The sequence below is a fragment of the Promicromonospora sp. NPDC050262 genome, assembly GCF_040655935.1.
Taxonomy (GTDB): Bacteria; Actinomycetota; Actinomycetes; order Actinomycetales; family Cellulomonadaceae; genus Promicromonospora.
This window is the reverse complement of sequence record NZ_JBFAKX010000001.1, coordinates 466,064-481,687: the sequence shown is the minus strand read 5'-3', so window position 1 is coordinate 481,687 and position 15,624 is coordinate 466,064. Positions and strand designations below refer to the sequence as shown.

Genomic DNA, 15,624 nt, shown 5'->3' with positions numbered 1-15,624 from the left:
TTTGGCCCCAGCTCCTCACACCGCCCGCCCCGCCCCTCGCCCGGCTTCGATCCGCGGTGCCCTGCCGCCCCCGTCCGCACGCCCGCGCAGGAACACCTTGATGATCTCCTCGATCACCAGCAGGCTCAGCGCCAGCGCGATGCAGACACCCCACTGCCGCCCGTCGAGCTCCGTCGTACCGAAGACCTGTTCGAGCAGCCCGATGGTGGTGACCGCGACGATCGCCAGCAGCGCCAGGCCGTAGCGCCGTAGCTGGGCGGCGCCGGGCACGGCGTCGCGGTCGAAGATCGTGCCGAGCTGGTCGCGGGACAGCAGGCCGGCGACCACGTGGAAGAGCGACAGCGTGGTGAGCAGCATGGTGGCCGCGACCACGGCCCCGGCGTCGGTCCCGATCTGGTACGCCCAGAGCGACCCGGCCGTCATGACGGCGCCCTGGACGCAGAGCCGCACCCAGGCTGCGCGGGACAGGACCGGCGCCCCGACGGGTCGCGGGGGCCTGCTCATCAGGCCCTTGGTCGGCTGGTCGAAGCCGAGCGCGATCGCGATCGGGATGTCCACCACCATGTTGAGCCACAGGATCTGCAGGGGGTTCAGCGGCGTGCCGGCCGCGATGTTCAGGATGCCCGCGATCAGGAAGATCGCGATGTAGGCGACCAGCGTGGACATCTGGAAGCGGAGGTACTTCACGAGGTTGTCGTAGAGGCTGCGCCCGTAGGAGACGGCACTCACGATGGTCGCGAAGTTGTCGTCCGTCAGGATCATCACCGCGGCCTCTTTCGAGACCTCGGTGCCGGTGATACCCATGGCGACGCCGATGTCGGCGGCCTTGAGCGCGGGCGCGTCGTTCACACCGTCGCCCGTCATCGAGACCACGTTGCCCGAGCGCTTGAGCAGCTGCACCAGCCGGATCTTGTCCTCGGGCGCCACGCGGGCGATCACCCCGATGTCGTGGAGCTGGGCCAGCAGCTCGTCGTCGGTCAGGTCCGCGAACTCGTTGCCCGTCAGGGCGCGACCCTCGATACCCAGCTCCCTGGCGATGGCGGCGGCGGTGGAGGCGTGGTCGCCGGTGATCATCCGCACCCGGATCCCGGCGGAGCGGCACTCGGCGATCGCCGCTCGCGCCTCGGGCCGCGGCGGGTCCACGATGCCCACCATCGCGAGCAGCGTCAGGTCGGTGACCAGGGCGATCAGGTTCCGGCCGCTCACGCGCGCCGCCTCGAACGTCGCGTGGTCGATGTCCCGCTGGGCCACCACCATCACCCGCTCGCCGGAGTTCGCCATCCGGTTGTTCGCCTCGAGCGCGAGGCCACGGTTCTGGTCGGTGATCGGTACGACGGCGCCGTCGGGGGACCGGTAGGCGGCACCGCGTGCGATCAGCACGTCCGGGGCACCCTTGACGTAGCAGCGCACCACGGGACGTCCGGCGTCGTCGGCCATCTCGTGGAAGGTGGCCATGAACTTGTACTCGGAGTCGAACGGCACCTCGGCGACGCGCGGGAAGTCACGCCGCGTGGCGTCGATGTCCAGGCCGCCCTTGGCGCCGAGCACGATCAGCGCGCCCTCCGTGGGGTCGCCGATCAGGCTCTCGCCGTCGAGCACGGCGTCCGCGCACAGGACCATGGGCAGCAGGTACGGGTCGAGGTCGATACGCGAGCCGCCCACGTGCCTGATCTCGCCGGTGGTGCCGTAGCCCTCGCCGGTGACGGTGAAGGCGTGCTGGCCGGGGATCGCCAGCTCCCGGGCAGTCATCTTGTTCAGCGTGAGGGTCCCCGTCTTGTCCGAGCAGATGGCCGACGTCGACCCGAGCGTCTCCACCGCGGGCAGCCGCTTGACGATCGCGTGGCGACGCGCGATCTCACGCGTGCCCATGGAGAGCAGGGCGGTCACGACGGCGGGCAGACCGGTCGGGATCGCCGCCACCGCCAGCGCCACGCCGGTGATGAACAGCGTGTCGAACGACTCGCCCCGCACCAGCCCCAGCACGACCACGAAGACCAGGGCGACGGCCGCGATCGTCGCGATGATCTTGGACAGGCCGTCGAGCTGCTTCTGCAGCGGCGTCTTGTCCGTCTCGGTGCCGGCCAGCAGGTTCGCGATGTGCCCGATCTCGGTGTTCATGCCCGTCGCGGTGACCACCATCTCGCCGCGGCCGCGGGTGACCGCGGTGTTCATGTAGGCCATGCAGGTGCGGTCCCCCAGCGGGACGTCGTCGCCCGCCACCGGGTCGGTCGACTTACCGACCGGGAGGCTCTCCCCGGTGAGCGCGGCCTCCTCGATCTCCAGCGTGGCAGCGAGCGTGATCCGGCCGTCAGCGGGCACACGGTTGCCCGCCTCGACGAGGACGACGTCGCCCGGCACCAGGTCCCCGGCGTCGATCTCGACAGCCTGCCCGTCGCGCCGGACGCGCGCGACCGTCTTCATCATCTTGGCCAGGGCAGCGACGCTCTCCTCGGCCTTGGCCTCCTGCCGCAGGCCGATGACGGCGTTGAACAGGGTCAGTCCGGCCAGCACCAGCGAGGTGCCGACGTCGCCGGTGACCAGGAGGTTCACCACCGCCGCGACCAGCAGGACGATCTGCATGAAGTCGCGGTACTGGCGCCCGAAAGCCTGCAGCGGCGACTCCTTCTTGGCCGCGGTCAGCCGGTTCGGCCCGTACATCTGGAGCCGACGGCCCGCCTCGGCAAGGGAGAGGCCCTGTACCACGTCCACGTGGAGCCGGTTGGCGACCTCGATAGCGTGCGTGGACGCCGGGTCCACCGCGATCCGGCCCACGGTCCGCGACATGGTCGCCTCCAGCGCGGTCCTGCGGGCGCACCCTGGAGCAGGTCGGCGCCTCGTCCGCTAGGCACACGATGGCGGACGGCGGCCCGCGGGGCCTCCCCCGAAACGGGCGACCGTGGCCCGGGCCCGGGACCTCGGCGCTCCGCGGCGGCCTGACCTGAGGTGACGCACGGGTGAAAGGGCTGTCGGGTGTCGTGGGCCCGTGCCACCATCGGAACAGACCGCGCGTGCCCCAGCCCCTGGCAACGACGCCACGGGCTCCGGAGCGGCAGCGGTGACGCTGACCCAGGAGGCATCATGCGGCGGACTGCAGCCGCGAGCATCGCTGCCGGTGCCCTTGCCGCGGCGTTGCTCGCCACGACGTTGCTTGCCGGAGCGTCGGCGTCCGCCGCTCCGGGCGACCCGGCGTCCGGCTGGAGCGGCCCGGAGGGGGAGGTCCACCGGGACGTGGCGGTCTCGGGGTCGGGTCGCGTGTTCAGCGTGAGCCTGCCCGGGCCCGGCACCCAGGACGAGTCGTGGCTCGAGCACGGCCGCTGGCTTGAGTGGTCACGCGTCGACGTACCCGCCAGCTCCCAGGGCGGCGTGATCGCGGGGCCGGGGGACTACGCGATGGCGGTCACGGGAAGCGTGTCCTGGCTGTTCGACGGGACGGGATGGGACGGCCCCGTGACGGTTACCGCGCAGGAGGTCACGCGGTCGAAGCTCGTGGGCAACAAGGACGGAGACGCCGCCCTGCTGTGGAGCGCTGCGGGCGGGCGGGCGTACCTGAGCCGGCTGGAGCGGGGCGGCTCCTGGGTCACCCGCCGCGTCCCCTCGGTCCTGGTGGACGCGCCGAGGGACGTGGCCATCAACGACGCGGGCAAGGTCACCGTGGTCTGGGCGGCGCCGAAGGGGACGACGGCGGAGATCCGGCGGACCGTGATCCAGCCCGGGGCCACGACCTGGTCCCCGTCGGTGGCGCTGGGCACCGTCGACCATCCCAGGCCGCGGCTCCGGCTCGTCACCGAGGGTGGTGGGCGGGAGACGCTGCTCGCGCGCGACAAGCTGTGGCGCCAGGCGAGCAGCACCACGATGCCGACCTACCAGCTCCGGACCAGCAACCGCGCCGAGCTCGCCGCCGGCGACTCCCTCACGCGGCTGGTCTGGGCCGGGATGACCGGCGACGAGCACCGGTTCTACACCCGCTCGGCCGGGACGAGCTGGGGGCCTCGGACCCTGATGTGGGCGAACGACGGCCCCGGGGACTGCCCCGAGAGTCCCTGGTTCGGCGTCGGCATGGTGCCGAGCGGACGGTCCTACGTCGCGGTGGCCGTCCGCACCGACGTCGGCGAGACCACCGAGGTCTGCGGGGGCCCGTTCGCCGCCTTCGTCACCCTCGACCGGTTCGACGGCATCCTGAACACGTCGCATGGGGTCGACACCGCACTCCAGATCACGCCGTACCAGATCGTGGGCGGGACGAGCGGCCCGATCGTGTTGGAGTACGAACCGGGCAACTGGACCGTCGACTGGAGGATGCAGTTCTACGACCGCTGACGGGGCTGGGCCGGTCACGGCGTCGACGCGGACGGCCACCGGTAGCGGCGGAGCAACGTTCAGTCGAACGCCGCGATCAGCCGCACGCCCTCGGACCCGAACCTGCCCGCGAGTGCGCGCATGACGGACAGCACGTGGCCCCACGGGGTGCCGTCTCCGAAGTAGGAGCCGAGGGTCATCGGTCGGTACCAGTAGGTCGCGCCATCGTGCTCCCACGTCGCCGCGTCGGCCGGGGTCAGCGCGGCCGACACGGCGGCTGGTCCTGCGAACTTGATCGCTTCGGCCGTCCAACCGTGCTGAAGGAGCAGTGTGCGGTACAGCGGCGAGCCGTCGTTCGACTCCAGGTAGCCGATGATGTGTCCGAACGGCTCATCCGGGTCGAGCGCGGCGAGTTCGTCCCACCCGATCCAGGAGGCGATCAGCTCTCCGGACTCGATGTAACCCTGCAGATCGTCGCGAAGGGCACCTGAGACGTCGTCGGGCAGCCCGCGCGCCGGTGCCAGAGGCTCGAAGCCGTAGCTGTTCCGGATGCCGAAGAGGTAGGCGTAGGCCGGATAGGCGCCCGCCGGGCCGCCGTCCTCGAGAAGCGGGTAGAGATCGAGGATCTTGAACCACGGCTCGCCGTCGTACCAGTCGCTGTTCGCACCCGGGTGCCTGACCTCGATGCCGCCGTAGCTGTCGGTGCCCATCGGGGAAGCGTACGCACTGACGAAATGCTTGATCGCGCCAGTGTTGAGCAGAGCAGTTGCTGCCAGGAGCCGGCCCTCAGTGGCAGCAACTGCTGTGCTGAACACAACGGCTCGTGCTGCATGGCCGCACCAGTGTCCGGAGGGGGACTTGAACCCCCACACACGAGATACACCGGAGCACGAGAAACGGCGGCCGACGCCGCACCTCGTCGCGAGACGAGAGCGCAGGCCAGCCGCCGTTCCGGCGACATCTCCAGGCCCTACCGGGCCCAGGGATCAGATGTCGTAGTAGAGCTCGAACTCGTGCGGGTGCGGCCGCAGGCGGATCGGGTCGATCTCGTTCTCGCGCTTGTACGCGATCCAGGTCTCGATCAGGTCCTCCGTGAACACGTCACCGGCGGTGAGGTACTCGTGGTCGGCCTCGAGGGCGTCGAGCACGCCGTTGAGCGACGTCGGGACCTGGGCGATCTGCGCGTGCTCCTCGGGCGGCAGCTCGTAGAGGTCCTTGTCGACCGGGGCCGGGGGCTCGATGCGGTTCTTGATGCCGTCCAGGCCGGCCATCAGCATCGCGGAGAACGCCAGGTACGGGTTCGACGACGGGTCCGGCGCGCGGAACTCGATGCGCTTCGCCTTCGGGGACGTACCCGTGATCGGGATACGGATCGAGGCGGAGCGGTTGCGAGCCGAGTAGACGAGGTTCACGGGGGCCTCGAAGCCCGGGACCAGGCGGTGGTACGAGTTCACCGACGGGTTGGTGAAGGCGAGCAGCGACGGCGCGTGCTTCAGGATGCCGCCGATGTACCAGCGAGCCAGGTCGGACAGGCCGCCGTAGCCCTTCTCGTCGTAGAACAGCGGCTCGCCGTTCTTCCAGAGCGACTGGTGCGAGTGCATGCCCGAGCCGTTGTCGCCGAAGATCGGCTTCGGCATGAACGTGGCCGACTTGCCGGCCTCGAACGCGACGTTCTTGATGACGTACTTGAACTTCATCAGGTCGTCGGCGGCGTGCAGCAGGGAGTTGAACTTGTAGTTGATCTCCTGCTGGCCGGCGGTGCCCACCTCGTGGTGCGCGCGCTCGACGGAGAGGCCGACCTGGCCGAGGGTCTTGACCATGTCGTCGCGCAGGTCCGCGAAGCGGTCGCTCGGCGAGGTGGGGAAGTAGCCGCCCTTGTAACGGGTCTTGTACCCGAGGTTGCCACCCTCCTCCTCGCGACCGGTGTTCCACGCAGCCTCGACGGAGTCGATGGAGTAGAAGCTCTCGTTCGACGCGGTCTTGAAGCGCACGTCGTCGAACACGTAGAACTCGGCCTCGGCACCGAAGAACACGGTGTCGGCGATGCCGGTCGACTTCAGGTACGCCTCGGCCTTGGCCGCGATGTTGCGCGGGTCGCGGGCGTAGGCGTCACCCGTGAACGGGTCCACGATCGAGAAGTTCACGATCAGCGTCTTGGCCTTGCGGAACGGGTCGATGTACGCCGTCGCGATGTCCGGCACGAGCTTCATGTCGGACTCGTGGATCGCCTGGAAACCGCGGATGGACGAGCCGTCGAACATGAGGCCCTCGCTGAAGGCGTCCTCGTCGAACTGCTCGACCGGGATGTTGAAGTGCTGAGTGACACCCGGCAGGTCGATGAACCGGACGTCGACGAACTCCACCCCCTCGTTGCGGGTGAAGGCAATCGCCTCCTCGGCGTTGTTGAACATCTGCGCTCCTTGCTCGCTCGATAAGTCCAGGGGGAGTCCGTCGCACGACGCCGAACGGCTGGGCAGGCTTGCACGCGGATCGCCACGAACCTAAGGGCAGGTGGTTTCTCTCGGGTTACTGATTGTTGCCGGAGTGTTTCTCGCGCCTCTCGACCGTGTAACCGTGGGGAGATGTGCTGGTGGTAGCTCCGGCAGCGTTATCACAGCGTGCCAGAACTCACATGCCGCGGCCCGGCGGCGTCCGTCCATCGGACGACCGCCGGGTGCGCAAAAGGGGCGCCTCCCGTACGGGAGGCGCCCCTCTCGAGGTCAGGCCGCTCGGCTGCCCGACGGCGTCCGCGGCCGGCTGGTGCCGGCCGGGAGCCGGTCAGCGACCGCGCATGCCCTTGCGGTCGGGGCGGGCCCGGGTCGGGTCGATGCCCTTGGGGATCGGCAGCTTCATGCCGCCGATGGCCTTGAGGCGCTTGCTGATCTCGGCCACCTCGGCCCGGGTCAGCGTCGACTTGAGCCGGGTGACGGCTCGCGCGACCTTGGTCAGCGGCACCTGGCCCTCGCCGTCGCCGCACTGGATGACGGTGACCGGCACGTTGGACAGGATGCGGCTGACCTTCTTGCGCTCCTGGTCGAGCAGCCGCGTCACGCGGTGCGAGGGACCCTCGGAGACCAGCACGACGCCGGCTCGGCCCACACCCCGGAACACGAAGTCCTGGTTGCGGGCGTCGACGGCCACGGGCTCGTCCTCGAACGTCCAGCCGCCGCGCACGGTGCCGAGCGCGGCGCGCGCCGCGCCCGGCTGACCGGCGATCTGCGTGTAGGCGGCCTTCTCCGCGCTGCGCGACAGCACGAACATCGCCGCCAGCACGCCGAACGGCACGCCGATGACGAGCGCGTAGACCCACGGGCCCGCGAGCACGCCGATGAGCAGCGCCACCGCCACCACACCGATGAACGCGGCGAGCATCCACCAGGTGACGAGCGGGTTCTGCTTGCGGGTCATCTGGTAGACGTCCCACAGCTGGTGATACCAGCGGCGCTTCTTGGGCTTCTTCTGCTTGGTGACGGACGCGTCGTCGCGCGCTTCGCCTCCGGACGAGGTTCGGGCCATGGTCATCGATTCTAGTGCGCTGCGAGGGTTCGGCGTGCCGGGTCAGCGCGCCAGCAGGCTCGCCGCCTCCTGACGGGACGTGGTGGGCTGTGCGAGGTGCGAGAGCGCCTCGGGGATCGCGCGGCCGTGCTTGGTCATCGCCTGGCCCCACAGCCGGCCCGCGCGGTAGGACGAGCGCACCAGCGGCCCGGCCATGACGCCGAGGAAGCCGATCTCCTCGGCCGTCTCGGACAGCTCCACGAACTCCTCCGGCCGCACCCAGCGGTCCACCGGGTGGTGGCGTAGCGACGGGCGCAGGTACTGGGTGATCGTGATGATGTCGCAGCCGGCGTCGTGCAGGTCCTGCAGCGCCTGCTTGACCTCGTCGACGGTCTCGCCCATGCCGAGGATCAGGTTGGACTTGGTGACCAGGCCGGCGTCACGGGCCCGGGTGATGACCGAGAGCGACCGCTCGTAGGTGAAGGCCGGGCGGATCTGCTTGAAGATCCGCGGCACGGTCTCCACGTTGTGCGCGAGCACCTCGGGGCGGGACTCGTTGACGGCGTCGAGCAGCTCGGGGATGGCGTTGAAGTCCGGGATGAGGAGCTCCACGCCGGTACCGGGGTTGAGTGCGTGGATCTGGCGGACGGTCTCCGCGTAGAGCCAGGCGCCGCCGTCGGCCAGGTCGTCGCGGGCGACGCCCGTGACGGTCGAGTACTTCAGGCCCATGGTCCGCACGGACTCCGCCACGCGGCGCGGCTCGTCCTTGTCGAAGTCGGCGGGCTTGCCCGTGTCGATCTGGCAGAAGTCGCAGCGGCGCGTGCACTGGTCACCGCCGATGAGGAAGGTGGCCTCGCGGTCCTCCCAGCACTCGAAGATGTTGGGACAGCCGGCCTCCTCGCAGACCGTGTGCAGGCCCTCGCCCTTCACGAGCGATTTCATGTCGCGGTACTCGGGTCCCATCACCGCCCGGGTCTTGATCCACTCGGGCTTCTTCTCGATGGGCGTGGCCGAGTTGCGCGCTTCGATGCGCAACATGCGTCGGCCTTCAGGTGCGATGGTCACGCAGATCCCTCCCAGGTCAGCGGGTTGGCCCAGCCTAAGCCTCGGGAGACCGCCGTCGCGCGGCCGTCCCCGGGGCGGCACGTGGCGTTCGTCACGCTGACGCGGCGACGGCCTCGGCCGGCGCGGAGTCCCGCGCGAGCAGCGGCGAGAGGCGCTCGATCAGGGCCGCCTCCAGCAGGGGCCGGACCTCGTCGACGGTGACCCGCCGGCCGGCCTCGGCGGTCAGCGAGGTGACGTCGGCGTCCTCCGCCGGGATGCCGCACGGCACGATGTGGTCGAACGCGGCCAGGTCGGCGTCGCAGTTCAGGGCCAGGCCGTGCATGGTCACACCCTTGGCGACCCGGGCCCCGATGGCGCACACCTTGCGTTCGAGCCGGGGGTTCGGCACGTCGGGGGAGTCGGCGGCGACCCAGACGCCGGAGCGGCCCTCGACCCGCATGGTCTCCACGCCGAACGCGGCGCACACGTCCATCACCGCCTGCTCCAGCGTGCGGACGTACTCGACGACGTCGAACGGCTTGGCCAGCTTGATGATCGGGTAGGCCACGATCTGGCCCGGCCCGTGCCACGTGATCTTGCCGCCGCGGTCGACCTTGACGACCTCGGTGCCGTCGGTCGGGTACTCGTCGCGGTGCGTGCGCGCGCCCGCCGTGTAGACGGACTCGTGCTCCAGGAAGAAGACGGTGTCGGCCAGGTCCTCCGCGCGGACGCCCTCGTGGGTGCGTCGCTGCAGGTCCCAGCCCTCGTGGTACTCGACGTGCCCGGTGAGGTGTCGGATGTCCATGCGCGCAAGCCTAGACCCGCGCCGCTGGGCCGCCGCCGAGAGCGTGTTGATCAGGGTTCAGCAGGAGATCGACGGCCGTCAGGGGCCCGGTCGCGGTCGCCTTCGGCCTGCTGAACCGCACTCAGTCCAGGTGGACCGGAGACAGTCGGGGCGCGGGTTCTGGGGAGTGGCCGCCCAGGTGCTTGAGACGGGCAGCGACGACCGCCCCGATGCCTCCCGGGAGGTCGTTGTCGGCCGGCTTGAAGCGCAGCAGCACGATCTTCCCGGTCGCGAGCAGCCGGTTCTGCCGGGGTGCGTCCTTGACCAGGGCCTCCGGTGTGGAGTGCGGTCCGACGCCGTCGACCTCGACCACGAGCCATCGCCCGTCACGCAGCCGCCAGCCGAGGTCGCAGCGGCCGAGGAACGTCCCGTTCTCTCGGAACTCCACCTGGACGCGGTCGGGAGGTACGCCGTGGTCGATGCAGGAGAGGCGGGTACGTGTCTCCGCGGGGGACTCGTCCCCGCCGTCCGAGAGGCCGAGCCGGCGTACGGCTTCCACGGATCCCCGGCGCCCGCGCAGCAGCCGTTCGACGTCGGCGCGCCCGGTCGTGCCGAGCAGGCCCTTGTTCAGGGCACTGCTGACCACGGCGACCGCGTCGTCCCGCGAGAGACCGGGCAGGGCCTGGGCCAGCGCGCACTCGACCTTCGCGATGCGCCAGGAGCCGTGGACCTGGGACCCGAAGTTCCCGTACTGGCGCACGAGCACGCCGTCCCGCCCCTGATGGCGAGTGCCCCGGGGGAACGAGACCTCGGGGTCGATGCGCCGGGGCAGGCCGGCGACCCCGTGCAGGGCGAGTGCGGCGCACCCGACGGCAGCCGTTCCCGGCCAGACGAGCAGACCCTTCACCGCGGACCGGCGTCGGAGATGGTCGAAGTAGTCGTCCCGTACCCGCGTGGCCGGCGGAGCGGGGTCGGTGTCGACGACGCGGCCACCCTCCCTGCGCCAGACACCGCGGTCGACGAGCCGTCCGATGCGCCGCCGGTCGATGCCTGCGGCGTAGCACTGCCGCACGGAGACGAGGCCTTCCTGTCTGGCGGCGAGGTCGTGCAGCATCTGGGGGACCGCGGTGAGCGAACGCATGCGGGGATCAGATCACCGCGGAGCCCGCCGTCGACGGCGCGCGGGCCGAGCCTGTGCACAACCTCGCCGAACCCGGACCTGTGGTCGCGCTACGCCTCTGCTGCCACCTCAACCAGGGTCTGCCGGGCCAATGGTGCTGAGTGGCGTTCAGCAGGCCGGGGACGACTGCGTGCGGTCCGGTGATGGTCGCCGACTGCCTGCTGATCCACCGTCAGCAAGGATCCGCCCCATCAGGAGGCCGGGAGCGTCTCCGCCGGGCAGCTCGTCAGGACGTCCTCCATGGCGTCGTGCTCGGCGGGCGTGACCCACAGCTCGTACTTGGCCTTGACGGCGATCTGCCGCGCCACGTACTCGCAGCGGTAGGCCTGGTTCTCCGGCAGCCACTCCGAGGCGTCCTTGGCACCCTTGCCCATGTTGGCGGGGCCGTCCGAGGCGACGAGGTTGAGGGGGTCGTTCGCGATGGCGACGCGCTTGTCCTTGTCCCAGTCGGCCGCGCCGGTGGTCCACGCGTTCATCAGGGCGACGACGTGGTCGATCTGCACGGCGCCGGAGTTCTCGCCCCGCTCGAACTCGATGGTCTCGCCCGTGTACGGGTCGTCGAGCGTGCCGGAGGCCACCTGGCACGAGTCGCCGTCGGTGAGCACGAAGTCGTCGAGGTCGCGCTGGAGCATGTCGTTGCGGGTGTCGCAGCCGTTGTCGTCGGCGTCCTGCCAGGCGCTGCCGAAGTCGGACTCGCGGTCGTAGCCGTCCTCGGTGGCGGCGTCCTGCACGGTCAGCGTGTCCAGCGCCGCGAGGGCCGAACCCTCCGCGCCCTCGGCGGGGGCGACGTCGTCACCCAGGGACTTGACGACGAAGTTGCCGGCGAGCACCAGCGCCGCGACGGCGATGAGCACGAGCTGCAGGGTCTTACGGGTCTGGCTGGACTTCTTGGCTGTGGCGGACACGAGCCCCTCAATCTGTCGGCCGTTGGTCCGACCAAAGATGGCCGGACAAAGTCTAAGAACGTGCGAAACGCACCTCTTGCCCCAGTCTGCCAGAGTTGTGTTACGGGAATTAAGCGGCTGACCAGTAATCTCGCGTCGCTGCGTCCCGCGGGGCACGATGGGGCCATGGCACTTCGGATCGGGATTGTCGGCTACGGCGGCGCGGGCAGGCAAATTCACGCTCGGCTGGCGCGAGCTGCGGGTATGTCGGTAACGGCGGTCGTCGCGCGCGACTCGGGACGGCGCGTCCAGGCGGCCGGTGACTGGCCCGGCGCGCGGCTCTTCAACGACCTGCCCTCGATGCTGGCGGAGCCCGGTCTCTACGACCTGGTCGTCATCGCCAGTCCCTCCTCCCTGCACGCCGAGCACGCGAACGCCGTCTCCGTGGCGGGCAAGCCCTTCGTGCTGGACAAGCCGATCGCGACCACGGCGGCGGAGGCCCGCCGGGTGGTGGCCGCGGCGTCGTCGTCGGGCACGCCGTTCACCGTGTTCCACAACCGGCGCTGGGACCCGGAGCAGCTCACGCTCAAGGCCCTGCTGGACCGGGGCGACCTCGGCAAGGTGCACACCTTCGAGCGGCACTGGGAGCGCTGGCGGCCCAAGCCCCAGCAGCGGTGGAAGGAGAACGACGTCGTGGGCGGCGGGCTCCTGCTCGACCTCGGCCCGCACCTCGTGGACTCGGCCACCCAGCTGTTCGGGCCGGTGGTCTCCGTGTACGCCGAGACCCGCTCGCTCTCGACGCCCACCGAGGACGACGTGTTCCTCGTGCTGCACCACGCCGCGCCGGGCACCAGGCCCGGTGCGGTCCCGGGGCGCGCCGCGGCCGCCGACGTCCTGTTCGGCGTCGAGCCGCCCGCCAAGGGCGTGGTCTCCCGGCTGTGGGCCGGTTCCCTGGTCGGCGCCCCCGGACCGCGCACCCGTGTGCTCGGCGACGGGGGCGCGTACCTGGTGAACTCGTTCGAGGGCGACGCGTCGCCCTTCGACGTGCTCGACGACGACCAGCCCGAGGGCACCCACGGCTGGCTCACCCGCGGCCGCGAGCGGACCGCCGTGCCGCAGCCCCGCGGCGGCCACGGCGACTTCTACTCCGCCGTGGCCGAGTGGCTCGCCGGCGAGGCCGACGTGCCCGTCGATCCCGCCGACGCCGTCCGGACCGCGGAGGTCCTGGACGCGGCCCGGGTCTCGGCCAAGGAGGGGCGGCTCGTCGACGTGTGATTCCCTGCGTGTACCCAGGAGTTCACCCACAGGGCGTCGAATTCGGCAAATCCTGTGGATAAAGAGCGGGCTCCGATTCACGGAGTTCTCATGATCGGGTGCACTACATCGAATCCGCGGAACTGGTCCGCGTAGCCGTCCCCACCGAGGCCGCGGCACGGGAGCTTCTGGTGCGCCGCCTGGACACCCTCGCGACACTGGACCACCCCCATCTCGTGCCGCTCATCGCCATCTCGCCGAACGGCCCGGACAACCTCGACGTCCGGCTGTCGCGGACGGGCGCGGTCGACCTGCCGACCGCCGTCGGCTCGCGCGGTCCCCTGACCGCCGCCGAGGGCGCCGGGATCACCGTCGCCATCGCGCAGGCGCTCGCCGCGCTGCACAGCGTGGGCCTGGTCCACGGCGGCGTGCGGCCCACGGACGTGCTGCTGCGCAGCGACGGGAGCGCCGTGCTGCGCCCGCGCGTCACGCTGCCCGAGCACAGCGACGACCCGGTCGACGTCACCTCGCTGGCCACACTGGTCGAGTCGGTGCTGGGCTTCCCCGGGCCGAGCCTGGACTCCAAGGCCGACCAGGCGCTGCGGGCCGTCCTGGCCCGCGCCCGGGCGGAGGACCCGCGCGACCGGCCCGAGCCGGGCACGCTCGCGGCGCTCGCGAACGACGCCGTGACGCCGCAGCCGGTGCGCCTCCCGGACGCCTCCGCCCTCGTCTCGGCCGCCATCAGCGGGCCCGTGCCCATCGCCGGTCACGTGCCGCTCGGCGCGCACACGCCGTCGGCCTGGCGCTCCGCGGCCAAGACGCTGACAGGCTCCATCGCGGCGGTCGACGCACGCTCCTGGGCGACCAGCGCGCGGCGCCGGGCGACGATGCCCGTCACGGGCCGGGCCGCCGGCGCACGACCGGGCGCGCGGGCCGCCGAGCCGCGCGTCACCGCGGGCTCCGTGCTCGCGACGGTCATGATCGCCGCCGGCGTGGTCACGGGGATCACGGCGGGGGTCACCGCCCTGCCCGAGGCGTTCGGCGGCGAGGAGCCCGCCGTCGCGGCGCCCTCACCCGAGGCCTCCACCCCCGTCTGGGGCGGCATCAACCCGGTGAGCAACGCCAAGGACCCGGCAGGCGCCGCGGTCGAGCTCACCGAGCGTCGCCTCGCGCTGCTGGCGGGCGCCGTCTCCGACATCAGCACGGTCAACCTGGAGGGCTCGCCGGCCTACCTTGCCGACCAGCAGATCCTCGACGAGCTCAAGCAGAACCGGTCCCAGGTGGTCGGCGCGTCCGCCGAGGTGGAGTCCATCGAGGTCGTGACCCAGGGCCCTGGTGCCGCGTCGGCCGTGCAGAGCGCGACCACGGCGTCGCGCAAGACGGTGCAGACGTCGGACGACGCCGCCGAGCAGACGTCCGCCAAGAAGGTGCCGATCGAGGCGATCGTGCGGATTCAGTACACGATCACCGCGCACCGGCAGGTGTCCGCCGACGGCGAGACGGCGGTGCCGGCATCGAAGGAGTCCGCCGACCTGACCCTGGTCTGGACGCCGGCCGGCTGGCGGGTCAGCGAGGTCCGCTGACGCGGTGCCGCCAGGCGGGCCGGTCCGGCCCGCCGGGCGCGCCGGGCCGGCTCAGCGTCCGGCGACCCAGCGCGCCGCCTCCTCGGGGGCGGTGTGCGTCCAGGTGAACCCGGTGCGGTTGAGCACCGCGGGGACGACCCGCTGGGAGGCCACGAGGTCGCCGGCGAACTCTCCGAGCGCGATCCGCAGGGCGAACCGGGGCACCGTCAGGGCAGCGGGCCGGTGGAGGGCCTGGGCGAGTGCCCGGGTCAGGTCTCGGTTGGTGGTGGGCTCGGGCGCCACGGCGTTGACGGGGCCGCGCACGTCCGCGCCGATGACGTGGCGGATCGCCGCGACCTCGTCGGTGAGCGTGATCCAGCTCCACCACTGCCGGCCATTGCCGAGCGGCCCGCCCACACCGAGGCGCAGGAGCGGCAGCAGCCTGCCGAGCGCCCCGCCCGACGGCGCGAGCACGATGCCGCTGCGCAGCCAGACGACGCGGGCCCCGGCGGCGGTGGCGGGCGCCGTGGCGTTCTCCCAGGCCTTGACCAGGCCCGCGAGGAAGTCGTCCCCCCGTTCCGACGCCTCGGTCAGGACCTCGTCCCCGCGGTCCCCGTACGCCCCGATCGCCGACGCGTTGACCAGCACCGGCGGGCCGTCCAGGCGCGCGATCGTGCGGGCGAGCAGGCTCGTCGTCGTGGTGCGCGAGCCCAGGAGCTTCTGCTTGTAGGCCGGGGTCCAGCGGTGGTCACCGATCCCCGCCCCGGCCAGGTTCACGACGGCGTCCGCGCCCTCCAGCGCGGCCTGGTCCAGCTCGCCGGTGCGCGGGTCCCACGGCACGTGCCGGACGCCGGGCGGGCCCGCGGCGGCCTCGGCGGAACCGGACGACTCGCTCCCGCGCCGCACCAGGCGGCGCACGCCGTGCCCTCGGGCGACGAGGTCCGAGACCAGCGCGGAGCCGATGAGGCCGTGCGACCCGGCCACGACTACGTCCATGCCGCGAATCTAGCCTGCCCGACGGCGGGGCACCGACGGCATGGCACCGACTGCGGACAGACGGCTGTGGCCGGTCCCGAACCCGGAACCGGCCACCACCCGCTGCTGCGGGGTCGGCGTCAGGTGCGT

At 71.5% G+C, this 15,624-nt stretch carries 12 protein-coding genes; 3 read left to right on the top strand and 9 right to left on the bottom strand.

What is annotated here, in order from left to right; translation table 11 throughout:
• Window positions 1-15 precede the first annotated feature (15 nt).
• Window positions 16-2,784 carry a cation-translocating P-type ATPase gene (locus tag AB0I29_RS02100; protein ID WP_357477416.1) on the bottom strand — a complete coding sequence of 923 codons (2,769 nt, stop codon included), beginning with the start codon at window positions 2,782-2,784 and terminating at the stop codon, window positions 16-18.
• 294 nt (window positions 2,785-3,078) lie between these two features.
• Here AB0I29_RS02100 and AB0I29_RS02095 point away from each other — a divergent pair, with 294 nt between their 5' ends.
• Entirely contained in the window at window positions 3,079-4,317 is a 1,239-nt protein-coding gene (locus tag AB0I29_RS02095) for a hypothetical protein (protein WP_357477413.1), read from the top strand.
• A 59-nt stretch (window positions 4,318-4,376) separates the two neighbouring features.
• Here AB0I29_RS02095 and AB0I29_RS02090 read toward each other — a convergent pair whose 3' ends face one another.
• From AB0I29_RS02090 to AB0I29_RS02060, 7 genes are all read right to left on the bottom strand, one after another.
• Complete coding sequence (locus AB0I29_RS02090; protein ID WP_357477410.1) at window positions 4,377-5,111, bottom strand: hypothetical protein; 735 nt, start codon at window positions 5,109-5,111, stop codon at window positions 4,377-4,379.
• Between the two features lie 171 nt (window positions 5,112-5,282).
• The gene (gene glnA / locus AB0I29_RS02085) at window positions 5,283-6,707 is read right to left on the bottom strand and encodes a type I glutamate--ammonia ligase (protein WP_357477407.1); all 1,425 of its coding nucleotides are present in this window, start codon (window positions 6,705-6,707) and stop codon (window positions 5,283-5,285) included.
• 367 nt (window positions 6,708-7,074) lie between these two features.
• Entirely contained in the window at window positions 7,075-7,812 is a 738-nt protein-coding gene (locus AB0I29_RS02080) for a DUF4191 domain-containing protein (protein WP_285104282.1), read from the bottom strand.
• Window positions 7,813-7,854: 42 nt separating this feature from the next.
• Window positions 7,855-8,856, bottom strand: coding sequence for a lipoyl synthase (gene lipA, locus AB0I29_RS02075; protein WP_108493590.1), 1,002 nt, complete (start codon window positions 8,854-8,856; stop codon window positions 7,855-7,857).
• 91 nt (window positions 8,857-8,947) lie between these two features.
• A complete protein-coding gene (gene lipB, locus AB0I29_RS02070) occupies window positions 8,948-9,640 on the bottom strand; it encodes a lipoyl(octanoyl) transferase LipB (RefSeq protein ID WP_285104284.1) in 693 nt (230 codons plus the stop codon).
• A 121-nt stretch (window positions 9,641-9,761) separates the two neighbouring features.
• On the bottom strand, window positions 9,762-10,760 hold the full coding sequence (locus tag AB0I29_RS02065) for a type IV toxin-antitoxin system AbiEi family antitoxin domain-containing protein (RefSeq protein ID WP_357477401.1): 999 nt from the start codon (window positions 10,758-10,760) through the stop codon (window positions 9,762-9,764).
• Window positions 10,761-10,990: 230 nt separating this feature from the next.
• Window positions 10,991-11,704 carry an HNH endonuclease family protein gene (locus tag AB0I29_RS02060; RefSeq protein WP_285104288.1) on the bottom strand — a complete coding sequence of 238 codons (714 nt, stop codon included), beginning with the start codon at window positions 11,702-11,704 and terminating at the stop codon, window positions 10,991-10,993.
• Between the two features lie 165 nt (window positions 11,705-11,869).
• Between AB0I29_RS02060 and AB0I29_RS02055 the strand changes: the two genes are divergently transcribed.
• Together AB0I29_RS02055 and AB0I29_RS02050 are read left to right on the top strand one after the other, a co-directional pair.
• Window positions 11,870-12,958, top strand: coding sequence for a Gfo/Idh/MocA family oxidoreductase (locus AB0I29_RS02055; protein ID WP_285104289.1), 1,089 nt, complete (start codon window positions 11,870-11,872; stop codon window positions 12,956-12,958).
• A gap of 98 nt (window positions 12,959-13,056) precedes the next feature.
• Window positions 13,057-14,520 (top strand): hypothetical protein, encoded by a 1,464-nt coding sequence (locus tag AB0I29_RS02050; RefSeq protein WP_285104291.1) that lies wholly within the window; start codon window positions 13,057-13,059, stop codon window positions 14,518-14,520.
• A 51-nt stretch (window positions 14,521-14,571) separates the two neighbouring features.
• On the opposite strand, the gene AB0I29_RS02045 is transcribed toward AB0I29_RS02050, so the two are convergent.
• Window positions 14,572-15,495, bottom strand: coding sequence for a TIGR01777 family oxidoreductase (locus AB0I29_RS02045; protein WP_357477396.1), 924 nt, complete (start codon window positions 15,493-15,495; stop codon window positions 14,572-14,574).
• Between the last annotated feature and the right edge of the window lie 129 nt (window positions 15,496-15,624).

Bases quoted from the DNA above. Each gene is read 5' to 3' on its own strand.
- AB0I29_RS02100 (WP_357477416.1), bottom strand. From the start codon at position 2,784: ATGTCGCGGACCGTGGGCCGGATCGCGGTGGACCCGGCGTCCACGCAC.
- AB0I29_RS02095 (WP_357477413.1), top strand. From the start codon at position 3,079: ATGCGGCGGACTGCAGCCGCGAGCATCGCTGCCGGTGCCCTTGCCGCG.
- glnA (WP_357477407.1), bottom strand. From the start codon at position 6,707: ATGTTCAACAACGCCGAGGAGGCGATTGCCTTCACCCGCAACGAGGGG.
- AB0I29_RS02080 (WP_285104282.1), bottom strand. From the start codon at position 7,812: ATGGCCCGAACCTCGTCCGGAGGCGAAGCGCGCGACGACGCGTCCGTC.
- lipB (WP_285104284.1), bottom strand. From the start codon at position 9,640: ATGGACATCCGACACCTCACCGGGCACGTCGAGTACCACGAGGGCTGG.
- AB0I29_RS02065 (WP_357477401.1), bottom strand. From the start codon at position 10,760: ATGCGTTCGCTCACCGCGGTCCCCCAGATGCTGCACGACCTCGCCGCC.
- AB0I29_RS02055 (WP_285104289.1), top strand. From the start codon at position 11,870: ATGGCACTTCGGATCGGGATTGTCGGCTACGGCGGCGCGGGCAGGCAA.
- AB0I29_RS02045 (WP_357477396.1), bottom strand. From the start codon at position 15,495: ATGGACGTAGTCGTGGCCGGGTCGCACGGCCTCATCGGCTCCGCGCTG.